Source organism: Plantibacter cousiniae (nom. nud.), from assembly GCF_977070315.1.
Genome location: NZ_CDRVEU010000007.1, coordinates 306,624 through 317,980 on the forward strand (window position 1 = coordinate 306,624; position 11,357 = coordinate 317,980).

The 11,357-nt window shown below is 62.1% G+C and carries 10 protein-coding genes; all 10 read left to right on the top strand.

The genetic code is table 11. From position 1 onward, the window contains the following. The first annotated feature begins 88 nt into the window (after nt 1–88). Nucleotides 89–1,468 (top strand): DUF2868 domain-containing protein, encoded by a 1,380-nt coding sequence (locus ACW55A_RS15935; RefSeq protein WP_046720099.1) that lies wholly within the window; start codon nt 89–91, stop codon nt 1,466–1,468. Continuing rightward, nucleotides 1,461–2,849: a DUF3482 domain-containing protein gene (locus ACW55A_RS15940; protein WP_455808613.1), complete on the top strand. Its 1,389-nt coding sequence runs from the start codon at nt 1,461–1,463 to the stop codon at nt 2,847–2,849. Before ACW55A_RS15935 ends, ACW55A_RS15940 begins: the two co-directional genes overlap by 8 nt. A 306-nt stretch (nt 2,850–3,155) precedes the next feature. Next, nucleotides 3,156–3,749 (top strand): transcriptional regulator BetI, encoded by a 594-nt coding sequence (gene betI / locus ACW55A_RS15945; RefSeq protein ID WP_455808614.1) that lies wholly within the window; start codon nt 3,156–3,158, stop codon nt 3,747–3,749. 103 nt (nt 3,750–3,852) lie between these two features. Continuing rightward, complete coding sequence (gene betB, locus ACW55A_RS15950) at nt 3,853–5,325, top strand: betaine-aldehyde dehydrogenase (protein WP_498811436.1); 1,473 nt, start codon at nt 3,853–3,855, stop codon at nt 5,323–5,325. A 140-nt stretch (nt 5,326–5,465) separates the two neighbouring features. Then, nucleotides 5,466–7,172 (top strand): choline dehydrogenase, encoded by a 1,707-nt coding sequence (gene betA / locus ACW55A_RS15955; RefSeq protein WP_024661877.1) that lies wholly within the window; start codon nt 5,466–5,468, stop codon nt 7,170–7,172. A 287-nt stretch (nt 7,173–7,459) separates the two neighbouring features. Beyond that, complete coding sequence (locus tag ACW55A_RS15960) at nt 7,460–7,978, top strand: RNA polymerase sigma factor (protein ID WP_003372500.1); 519 nt, start codon at nt 7,460–7,462, stop codon at nt 7,976–7,978. Further along, on the top strand, nt 7,975–8,958 hold the full coding sequence (locus tag ACW55A_RS15965; protein ID WP_455808615.1) for a FecR domain-containing protein: 984 nt from the start codon (nt 7,975–7,977) through the stop codon (nt 8,956–8,958). Before ACW55A_RS15960 ends, ACW55A_RS15965 begins: the two co-directional genes overlap by 4 nt. A gap of 121 nt (nt 8,959–9,079) precedes the next feature. Further along, entirely contained in the window at nt 9,080–10,213 is a 1,134-nt protein-coding gene (locus tag ACW55A_RS15970) for a PepSY-associated TM helix domain-containing protein (protein ID WP_455808616.1), read from the top strand. Next, nucleotides 10,210–10,392: a hypothetical protein gene (locus ACW55A_RS15975; RefSeq protein WP_002555613.1), complete on the top strand. Its 183-nt coding sequence runs from the start codon at nt 10,210–10,212 to the stop codon at nt 10,390–10,392. Before ACW55A_RS15970 ends, ACW55A_RS15975 begins: the two co-directional genes overlap by 4 nt. 69 nt (nt 10,393–10,461) lie before the next feature. Next, nucleotides 10,462–11,091, top strand: coding sequence for a glutathione S-transferase family protein (locus tag ACW55A_RS15980; protein WP_024661874.1), 630 nt, complete (start codon nt 10,462–10,464; stop codon nt 11,089–11,091). Nucleotides 11,092–11,357: the final 266 nt, after the last annotated feature.

Below are 11,357 nucleotides of genomic sequence, written 5' to 3' on the forward strand. Positions count from 1 at the left end.
GCAGGGCAGGCGAATGAACTGACATGCGCCGTGCTCAGTCCCATGACTGCGGTTATGCTCACCGCTGAATTCAATCAAGAGACACTGTGTGACTGCACTGACCCCCCTCGATACCCTCTGGCTGACCGAAGCTGTGCGCCTGCGTGAACAGCAGGCGGGCGTGCTGGATGATCAGGAAGCCAATCGCCGTGCCCGCGCTGCCGGCGGCGACCTGACTGCGCGCATTACCCACCGCGCCCTCGGCCTGGCGCAGCGCGACGGCATGCTTGGCGCACTGCACCACTGGAAGCAGGGCGCACGGCTGGCGTTGATTGCGCTGGCGGTGCTCTCGGTGATCAGTGGCGCGGGCCTGGCGTTCGCTGCAATGGGCGACGGGCAGGCAGCGGTCAATGTGTTCTGGGCGCTGGGCAGCCTGCTGGGGCTGAACCTTGTGCTGTTGCTGACCTGGGCGCTGGGCCTGATCTTCGCCGGGCGCAGTAACACCGGGCTGGGCCGAGTGTGGCTGTGGCTGAGCGAAAAACTCGCCCGTGACGCCCAGGCCGCGCAGCTTGCCCCCGCGCTGGTTTTGCTGCTGCAACGCCAGCGCCTGAACCGCTGGGCGCTGGGGCTGGTGGTTCACAGCCTGTGGCTGCTGGCGTTACTCACTGCGCTGGTGTTGCTGTTGATGCTGATGGCGACCCGACGCTACGGGTTTGTCTGGGAAACCACCATTCTGAGCAGCGACACGTTCGTCAGCCTCACCCAGACGCTCAGTACGATCCCGGCGTGGCTGGGGTTCAGTGTGCCGGACGAAACCATGATTCGTGCCAGCGGCAATGGCGCGTTGAGTATCGAGAATGCGCGTCAGGCCTGGGCGGCATGGCTGGTCGGTGTGCTGTTGGTGTACGGCATCGTGCCGCGTCTTTTGCTGGCCGGGTTCTGCCTGTGGCGCTGGAAGCAGGGCAGGGCAGCGCTGCGCCTTGATCTGGATTTGCCCGAATACCTTGAATTGCGTGAGCGCCTGATGCCCAGCAGCGAGCGCCTGGGTGTCAACGATGCCGAGCCTGCCGCACTGCATCAGGTGCAGTCCGGCGCAGGGGCGAGCGAAAGCGACGGCGCGTTGCTGGTGGCCATCGAGCTGGATGATCAGCAGGTCTGGCCGCCAGCGCTGCCGTCGGGTGTTGCTGATGCAGGTGTTCTCGACAGCCGTGAGTCGCGCCACAAGCTGCTGGAGCAACTGACCCAGTATCCGCCTGCGCGCATAGTGATCGCCTGCGACCCGCGCCGCTCGCCGGACCGTGGCAGTCTGGCGTTGATCGCCGAACTGGCACGCTGCGCCGGTGCAGCGCGTATCTGGCTGCTGCCCGCGCCTGCCGGGCAGAGGCTTGACCCCGAGCGCCTTGGCGACTGGCATGTCGCGCTGGATCAGTTGCAGTTGCCACACGCCGACAGTGCGCCCTTGAACTGGCTGGAGACAGGCCATGACTGAAGCAGACAGCACTCGTGCGATCAAGCTGGCGGTGGTCGGTCATACCAACGTCGGCAAGACCTCGCTGCTGCGTACCCTGACCGGTGATGTCAGCTTTGGCGAAGTGTCCCATCGCCCCAGCACGACTCGTCATGTCGAAGGCGCGCGCCTTTCTGTGGACGGCGAGGCCTTGGTCGAGCTGTACGACACGCCTGGCCTGGAAGACGCTATCGCACTGCTCGATTATCTGGAGCGCCTGGACCGTCCCGGCGAGCGTCTGGACGGACCGGCGCGACTGGCGCGCTTTCTGGAGGGCAGCGAGGCACGCCAGCGTTTTGAGCAGGAGGCCAAAGTCATGCGCCAGTTGCTCGGCTCGGACGCTGGGCTGTATGTGATCGATGCACGCGAACCGGTACTCGCCAAGTACCGTGATGAGCTGGCGGTGCTGGCCAGTTGTGGCAAGCCACTGCTGCCGGTGCTGAATTTCGTCAGTGCACAGCAACACCGCGAGCCGGAGTGGCGCGAAGCGCTTTCACGCCTGGGGCTGCATGCACTGGTGCGCTTCGACAGCGTCGCACCGCCGGAAGACGGCGGTCGACGTCTCTATGAAAGCCTGGCGCTTCTGCTGGAAAGCGCGCGGCCGCGGCTCGAGCGTTTGATTGAGGATCAGGAAAAACAGCGCACGGCCAAACGTCACAGCGCTGCTCGCCTGATCGCCGAACTGCTGGTTGATTGTGCTGCATGCCGGCGTAGCGTCGAGACCACTGCCGAGCAGGAGCAGCAGGCTGTGGAAGCGTTGCGCAAGGCGGTTCGCCAGCGCGAACAGCAATGTGTCGAGGCGCTGCTCAAGCTGTATGCGTTTCGCAAGGATGATGTGTCCAGCAGCGATTTGCCGTTGATGGACGGTCGTTGGGGCGATGATCTGTTCAACCCGGAAACCCTGAAGTTGATGGGCGTGCGCGTTGGCGGCGGGGTGGCGGCTGGCGCTGCGGCCGGGGCAGGGGTCGACCTGATGGTCGGCGGCGTAACGCTTGGCGCGGCGGCTTTGGTCGGCGCGATTGCTGGTGGTGCGTTATCCACGGCGCGCAGCTACGGAGGCCGGTTGCTCGGCAAGTTCAAGGGGCGCAGAGAACTGACCGTCGATGATGCGGTACTGCGCCTGCTCGCCCTGCGTCAGCGCCACTTGCTGCTGGCGCTGGGTGTCAGGGGCCACGCGGCTCTGCACAGCATCGAACTGACCACACCGCAGGACAAGACCTGGCGCAAAGGCAAAATCCCCGAGCCCCTGAACCGCGCCCGCGCCCACCCGCAATGGTCCACACTCAACCCGCACGCCAAACCGAATCAGGCGGAGCGGCAGGAAGCGATTGATCAACTGGCGGATGTGGTTTTGCAGGATTGACTGTTCCAGCGCTGAAGACCGGACGCGGAGCGTCGCACGATAGTTGAGGATGAAGCTGAGCACGATAGTTGAGATATCGTTCCTCACGCTCCAGCGTGGGAATGCAGTGGGTGACGCTCCGCGTCACGAATCTGCGCCTTGACGCATCCTCCAGAACCCCCGCATTCAGGCGCTTTTCAGCTTGCCGTTTACCGGCGAAAACCCGCCGATTATTTTTTATTGATTGATCGTTCAATAAAAAATCTTTAGACTGGTCTCACCGTTTTGGTACAACGATCACTGCAGACACCCGGGAGAATCGCGCCAATGCCCAAGGTCGGAATGCAACCCATCCGCCGCCAACAGTTGATCCAGGCCACGCTGACTGCGGTCGATCAGGTCGGTATGGGCGATGCCAGCATTGCGCTGATTGCGCGACTGGCAGGCGTGTCCAACGGCATCATCAGTCACTATTTTCAGGACAAGAACGGCCTGATCGCCGCCACGATGCGGCATCTGATGAACGCCTTGATCCAGAACGTCCGCGAACGCCGTCAGGCGCTGACCGAGGACAGCCCCAGGGGTCACCTGCAAGTGATCATCGAAGGCAACTTCGACGCCAGTCAGGTCAGCGGCCCGGCCATGAAAACCTGGCTGGCCTTCTGGGCGACCAGCATGCATCACCCTTCGCTGCACCGATTGCAGCGTATCAACGACCACCGTTTGTATTCGAACCTGTGCTGTCAGTTCCGCCGCACCTTGCCACTGGAACAGGCACGCAGCGCCGCCCGCGGGCTGGCAGCCCTGATAGACGGGTTGTGGCTGAGAGGCGCGCTGTCAGGCGATGCATTCGACACCGAGCAAGCGCAACGGATCGCTTACGAGTACATGGATTTCCAATTGGCGAAATCGGCGAGCTGAAGCTTTCGAAGCCCCTTACCGAACGACTGTAAAAGCCTGTTGCCGAACGAACCCGGCACACTGAAATCAGTCATCGCCCCCCCACTGAATTTGCGAGGACTTTATGGCCCGTTTTGAACTGCAGAAACTTTACATCGATGGCGGTTATGTCGATGCCAGCAACCCTGAAACCTTCGACGCCATCAATCCGGCGAACGGCGAAGTCCTGGCGCAGATCCAGCGCGCCGGCAAGGACGATGTCGAGCGCGCCGTCGTCGCCGCCGAAAAGGGCCAGAAAATCTGGGCCGCCATGACCGCCGTCGAGCGTTCGCGCATCCTGCGCCGTGCCGTCGACATCCTGCGTGAGCGCAACGATGAACTGGCCGCTCTGGAAACGCTGGACACCGGCAAGGCCATCTCCGAAACCCGCTACGTGGACATCGTGACCGGTGCCGACGTGCTGGAATACTACGCCGGTCTTGTACCCGCCATCGAAGGTGAGCAGATTCCGCTGCGCGACTCTTCATTCGTGTACACCCGCCGCGAGCCGCTGGGTGTAGTGGCCGGTATCGGCGCCTGGAACTACCCGATCCAGATCGCACTGTGGAAATCCGCCCCGGCGCTGGCCGCGGGTAACGCGATGATCTTCAAGCCGAGTGAAGTCACTTCGCTGACCACCCTGAAGCTGGCAGAAATCTACACCGAAGCGGGCGTACCGAGCGGCGTATTCAACGTGCTGACCGGCAGCGGCCGTGAAGTCGGTACCTGGATCACCGAGCACCCGCGCATCGAGAAAGTCTCCTTCACCGGCGGCACCGACACTGGCAAGAAAGTCATGGCCAGCGCCTCGAGCTCGTCGCTCAAGGAAGTGACCATGGAACTGGGCGGCAAATCACCGCTGATCGTGTTCGACGATGCCGATCTGGACCGTGCGGCCGATATCGCGATGATGGCCAACTTTTACAGTTCCGGTCAGGTCTGCACCAACGGCACCCGCGTGTTCGTGCCGAACGCTCTGAAAGCCGAGTTCGAAGCGAAAATCCTCGAGCGTGTGAAGCGCATCCGCGCCGGCAACCCGGAAGACGAAACTATCAATTTCGGCCCGCTGGTCAGCTTCGAGCACATGGAAAGCGTGCTGGGTTATATCGCCAAGGGCAAAGAGCAGGGCGCACGTCTGTTGTGCGGCGGCGATCGCCTGACCGGCGGTGTGTTCGACAAGGGCGCGTTCGTTGCGCCGACCGTGTTCACCGACTGCACCGACGAGATGACCATCGTGCGTGAAGAAATCTTCGGCCCGGTGATGAGCATCCTCGGTTTCGACACCGAAGACGAAGTGGTACGCCGCGCCAACGACACCGACTTCGGTCTGGCCGCAGGCATTGTGACCCGCGACCTGAACCGCGCCCACCGCGTGATTCATCTGCTGGAAGCCGGTATCTGCTGGATCAACGCCTGGGGCGAGTCGGCGGCACAAATGCCGGTCGGCGGCTACAAGCAGTCGGGCGTCGGTCGTGAGAACGGCATCAGCTCGCTGGCCCAGTACACGCGCATCAAGTCGGTACAAATCGAACTGGGCGATTACGCCTCGGTTTTCTAAACACGGTTTCAGTGGCACGCGGCAGGCCTCAAGCAGACGCACTCAAAAGCTGCCTGCCGCACCCCATTTTCACGAGTATCGCCTCGCTGCTTCTGCTTGCGGCCAAGGCTTGAAACTCGCAGCTCTATGAGGGAGCCTCTATGACGACTCAATCCGAATACGACTACATCATCATTGGTGCCGGCTCGGCCGGTAACACCCTGGCAGCCCGTCTCACCGAAGACGCAGGCGTCACCGTTCTGCTGCTCGAAGCCGGTGGCCCGGACTACCGGCTGGATTTCCGCACCCAGATGCCTGCCGCCCTGGCATTTCCGCTGCAGGGCCGTCGCTACAACTGGGCCTACGAGACCGAGCCAGAGCCGCACATGAACAACCGCCGCATGGAATGCGGCCGCGGTAAAGGCCTGGGCGGCTCATCGCTGATCAACGGCATGTGCTACATCCGCGGCAACGCGATGGACTACGACGGCTGGGCCAAGGAGCCGGGTCTCGAAGACTGGAGCTACCTCGACTGCCTGCCGTACTTCCGCAAGGCCGAAACCCGCGACATCGGCCCGAACGACTACCACGGTGGTGAAGGTCCGGTCAGCGTGACCACGCCCAAGGCGGGCAACAATCCGCTGTTCCACGCGATGGTCGAGGCGGGCGTGCAAGCCGGTTTCCCGCGCACTGACGACCTCAACGGTTATCAGCAGGAAGGTTTCGGTCCGATGGACCGCACCGTGACGCCTAACGGTCGTCGCGCCAGTACCGCCCGTGGTTATCTGGACGAGGCCAAGAAGCGCTCGACCCTGACCATCGTCACTCACGCGCTGACCGATCGCATTCTGTTCGAAGGCAAGCGTGCCGTCGGCGTGGCGTACCTGGTAGGTGACAGCGACACCCGCATCCAGGCCCGTGCCCGCAAGGAAGTGCTGCTGTGTGGCGGCGCGATCGCTTCGCCACAGATTCTCCAGCGTTCCGGCGTCGGCCCGGCCGAAGTGCTGAACAAGCTGGATATTCCGGTGGTTCATGACCTGCCGGGCGTTGGCCAGAACCTTCAGGATCACCTGGAGATGTACCTGCAGTACGCCTGCACCCAGCCTGTGTCGCTGTACCCTTCGCTGAAGTGGTGGAACCAGCCTGCCATCGGTGCCGAGTGGATGTTCCTCGGTACAGGTATCGGTGCGAGCAACCAGTTTGAAGCCGGTGGTTTCATTCGCTCCAGTGAAGCGTTCGAATGGCCTAACATTCAGTACCACTTCCTGCCGGTCGCGATTAACTACAACGGCACCAAGGGCGTTCAGGAACACGGTTTCCAGGCTCACGTCGGCTCCATGCGTTCGCCGAGCCGTGGCCGCGTGCAGGTCAAATCCAAAGACCCGCGCGAGTACCCGAGCATCCTGTTCAACTACATGGCCAGCGAGCAGGACTGGCAGGAGTTTCGCGATGGCATCCGCCTGACGCGCGAGATCATGCAGCAGCCGGCACTGGACCCGTACCGTGGCCGCGAAATCAGCCCCGGCATCGACGTGCAGTCTGATGAGGCACTGGACCAGTTCGTGCGTGAGCATGCCGAGACGGCTTATCACCCGTCCTGCTCGTGCAAGATGGGCACCGACGAAATGGCGGTTGTCGATGGTCAGGGTCGCGTGCATGGCCTGCAAGGCCTGCGTGTGGTCGATGCCTCGATCATGCCGATCATCACCACCGGTAACCTGAATGCACCGACGATCATGATCGCCGAGAAAATCGCCGACAAGATCCGTGGTCGCCAGCCGCTGCCACGCAGCACGGCCGACTACTTCGTCGCAGGCGACAAGCCGGCACGCGGCAAGCCGCTGCGCGAGATCAGCCACCAGGCCTGATCTAACGCCCAGGCGTCCTCCCGGGACGCCTGTCGTTGTGCACGCTCCAGCGTGAATGTATTTCACACTGGAGCATCGGCACGATAGTTACAGGATTCTTGTTCCTCACGCTTCAGCGTGAGACTGCATTTCCCGACGCTCCGCTTCGCAATGTGCGCTGAGCATGGGTACGAGCGCCCACTCGATTCAGACCCGCCTCCCGACAGACGCGAATTGCCACTACCCCTCCGCTCTGCCACAATCGCGAATGATTCTCTTTAGTTAGAACTTTCTCATCGAGGCCATTCGTGTCGTCAGTCCCAAGCACTCATAGCGAGATCGTTGGTGCGCTGTATCGCGATCATCGCGGTTGGCTGCTGGCCTGGCTCAGACGCAATGTCGCCTGCCCGCAACGTGCTCAGGATTTGAGTCAGGACACGTTTGTGCGCTTGCTGGGGCGCCATGAATTGCTCACGCCCAGAGAACCGCGTGCTTTCCTGGCAACCGTCGCCAAAGGCTTGATGTTCGATCACTTCCGACGCGCTGCGCTGGAGCAGGCCTATCTTGGGGAGTTGATGCAGGTGCCCGAGGCCGAGCAGCCCTCTCCGGAAGAGCAGATGCTGATTCTGGAAGACCTCAAGGCGATCGACAGCATGCTCGGCACACTGTCCAGCAAGGCACGGGCAGCCTTTCTGTACAGTCGCCTCGACGGCATGAGTCACGCTGAGATTGCCGAGAGGCTGGGCGTTTCGGTCTCGCGCGTCAGGCAATACCTGGCTCAGGCCATGCGTCAGTGCTACGTGGCACTTTACGGTGAGCCGACGTGAACGCCAGACCGGTCTCTGCCCGCGTGCTCGATGCGGCCATCCAGTGGCAACTGAACATGGACAGCAACGACGGCAATGACGCCGAACTGGCGCGCTGGCTGGCTGCCGATGAAGAGCATGCCCGGGCCTGGAGCCAGTTGGGCATGGTCAATCAGCGCTTTGCTTTGCCCGCAGGTCCGGCACGCAAGGCATTGCATCAGTCACCGGGAGCCCTGCGACACAGTTTGCGCAAGCTCGGTGGCGGTCTGGCCGGGGTGTTCATGGCCTTGGGTCTGGCATTGTTCGTCGGCGACCGCTATCTGCCGATAGATTACTGGCTTGCCGACCAGCGCACCGCCACCGGTGAACAGCGTGACGTGCGTTTGGCGGACAACACCCTGATTCGCCTCAACACCCACAGCGCAATCGATGTGCGCTTCGATGCGCAGCAACGTCGGGTCCTTCTGCAGGACGGTGAAATACTGGTGCAGACCGGCGATCATGACGACCCGCGGCCCTTCATCGTCGAGACGGCGGATGGAAAGATGCGCGCTCTGGGAACGCGTTTTCTGGTCCGACGCGAGTCCGATGGAACACGACTCAGCGTGTTGCAATCGGCGGTTGTCGCCCACCCGCGCAATGCTTCCGGTGAACAGGTTCTGCGCGAGGGCCAACAGGTGCTGCTGACCCGCAACGGACTGGGCCCGTTGCTTGGCATACCTTCCGGTGTCGACGCCTGGACGCGCGGCATGCTGGTGGTGGACAACGCGCGGCTGGCGGACATGCTCGCTGAACTGGGGCGTTACCGGGCAGGACATCTGGGCGTCGACCCGAAGGTGGCTGATCTGCGGGTTACCGGTACCTTCCCGTTGAAAGACACTGACCTGGCGCTCAAGGCGCTGCTGCCGACCTTGCCTGTGCAGATAGAACAACACACGGCGTGGTGGGTGTCCGTGCTGCCCAGGGATCAACAGCCCGGTAATCCTCCGGCAAAACTCTGAAACATACCCGTTCATGCAGACAGCGGATCGCCCTGACACTTTTTCGGTTTCGAGCGGCTTAGTCTTACAAGTCATTTCGGGGACGTGCTTAGCGTTGCGTCTCTTCGTCTGTGGATAAACCATGAAAAGCCAAACCGTGCGCCGCTGGTCCATCGTGCATACCTGGAGCAGCCTGATGTGCACCCTGTTCCTGTTGATGCTGGCTGTCACCGGCCTGCCGCTGATCTTTCATCATGAAATCGATCATCTGCTCGGCGACGCCCCGCATTACCGGGAGATGCCTGCCGACACACCACGCCTGGATCTGGAGCAACTGGCCAGGGCAGCCGAAGCGCATCGCCCCGGTGAGGTGATGCAGTATTTCGGCTGGGACGACGAAGACCCCAATGGCGTAATGGCAATCACCGCTGCAACCGCCGGCACCGAGCCCAATTCCTCGCACACCTTCGCCCTCGATGCGCGCACCGGTGAGGCGCTGGAGATGCCTTCTGCCAACGGCGGCTTCATGATGGTCATGCTGCGCCTGCATGTAGACATGTACGCCAACCTGCCCGGCAAATTGCTGCTGGCGTTCATGGGCTTGCTGTTTGTGGTGGCGATCGTTTCCGGGACCGTGTTGTATGCGCCGTTCATGCGCAAGCTGGAGTTCGGCCAGGTGCGGGTCAATAAATCCAGGCGTACGCGTTGGCTGGACCTGCACAACCTGATCGGCGTAGTGACATTGACCTGGGCGCTGGTGGTCGGCGTGACGGGGGTAATCAGCGCCTGTGCCGATCTGCTGATTGCCTCCTGGCGCAATGATGCGCTAGCGACCATGATCGCCCCTTACAAGGACGCGCCGCCATTGACCCAGCGCTCCCCGGCGACTCGATTGCTGGAAATTGCCGAATCCGCTGCGCCGGGCATGCAGGCCGATTTCATCGCTTTCCCCGGCACGCGCTTCTCCAGCGAGCATCATTACGCGGTGTTCCTCAAAGGCAATACACACCTGACTGCGCACCTCGCCACACCGGTGCTGATCGACGCGCAGACCCTGCAAGTCACCGCCGTGGTCGAACGTCCCTGGTATATGGACGCACTGGGCATGTCGCAACCTCTGCATTTCGGTGATTACGGCGGCATGCCGATGAAGATTCTCTGGGCAGTGCTGGACGTGCTGACCATCATCGTACTCGGCAGCGGCGTCTACCTGTGGTGGGTGAGGCGTCGTGCCGCGCGCTCGGTGAGCATGGTTCGGGCTCAGGTGGCGCAATGAGTTCCAGGCCATCGCGATTCTGGAGGACCTTTGCGATACCCGCCGTGATAGCGCTGCTTATCGGCGTCGGCTTGTTCGCCGCGCTGCTGGGCGATGGCTGGTGGGATACGCTGGCGTGGCTGGGCATGGGGACGGCTGCCCTGTTGAGCATCAAGGGCTTGCTGGTGCGGCGCGGCTGATTGAAACGCTGATTGCAGACGCGTCACAGGCTGACTAGTCTAGGACCCTGTCTCATTCGAGGAATACCCATGTCAGCGCCCACGATGACGTTGTACTTCAACGCGGCTTCACCCTTCGCCCGCAAGGTGATGGTGATGCTGCATGAAACCGCTCAGCTCGATCGCGTCGAGTTGCAGACCACAGTGCTGACGCCGGTCAGCCCGTCTGCCGAGCTCAATGAAGACAACCCGGCCGGCAAACTTCCCGCGCTAAGGCTGGCTGACGGCAACGTCATTCACGACAGCCGGGTGATTCTTGATTATCTCGACCACCAGCACGTGGGCCTGCCACTGATCCCCCGGGAAGGCTCGGCACGCTGGAGGCGCCTGACCCTGGCTTCGCTGGCCGATGCGGTGTTGGATGCAGCGGTAATGATCCGCTACGAAACTGCCTTGCGTCCGCAGGAAAAACACTGGAATCAGTGGCTGGACAACCAGCAGCAGAAGATTGAGCGCTCGCTGCATTACTTCGAAAGCGACGCGGTCACCGAGCTCAGCACGTCCTTCGATGTCGCATCGATCAGCGTCGCCGCTGCACTTGGATATCTGGATTTCCGCCAGCCGGATCTGAACTGGCGCAGCACTTATCCGCGACTGGCCGCCTGGTATCTGGACGTCAGTCAACGCCCGTCGATGATCGCGACCCAGCCGCCGGTCTGAGTCAATCTGCGTCGCGACTCACGCTCATAACGGCCTACCCACGCGGAGCATGGGCACGATGGTGTTCTCGCGTGCGGCTATCGTTCCTCACGCTCCAGCGTGGGAATACCGTGGGTGACGCTCCGCGTCACAGATCTGCGCCGCGCCGCACATTCCGGATAGGACGCGGAGCGTCCAGAAATGCATACCCACGCGGAGCATGGGCACGATAGTTACAAGGTGATCGTTCCTCACGCTCCAGCGTGGGAATGCCGTGGGTGACGCTC

Coding starts and splice junctions, on each gene's coding strand:
- ACW55A_RS15940 (WP_455808613.1), top strand. CDS start 1,461: ATGACTGAAGCAGACAGCACTCGTGCGATCAAGCTGGCGGTGGTCGGT.
- betI (WP_455808614.1), top strand. CDS start 3,156: ATGCCCAAGGTCGGAATGCAACCCATCCGCCGCCAACAGTTGATCCAG.
- betB (WP_498811436.1), top strand. CDS start 3,853: ATGGCCCGTTTTGAACTGCAGAAACTTTACATCGATGGCGGTTATGTC.
- betA (WP_024661877.1), top strand. CDS start 5,466: ATGACGACTCAATCCGAATACGACTACATCATCATTGGTGCCGGCTCG.
- ACW55A_RS15970 (WP_455808616.1), top strand. CDS start 9,080: ATGAAAAGCCAAACCGTGCGCCGCTGGTCCATCGTGCATACCTGGAGC.
- ACW55A_RS15975 (WP_002555613.1), top strand. CDS start 10,210: ATGAGTTCCAGGCCATCGCGATTCTGGAGGACCTTTGCGATACCCGCC.
- ACW55A_RS15980 (WP_024661874.1), top strand. CDS start 10,462: ATGTCAGCGCCCACGATGACGTTGTACTTCAACGCGGCTTCACCCTTC.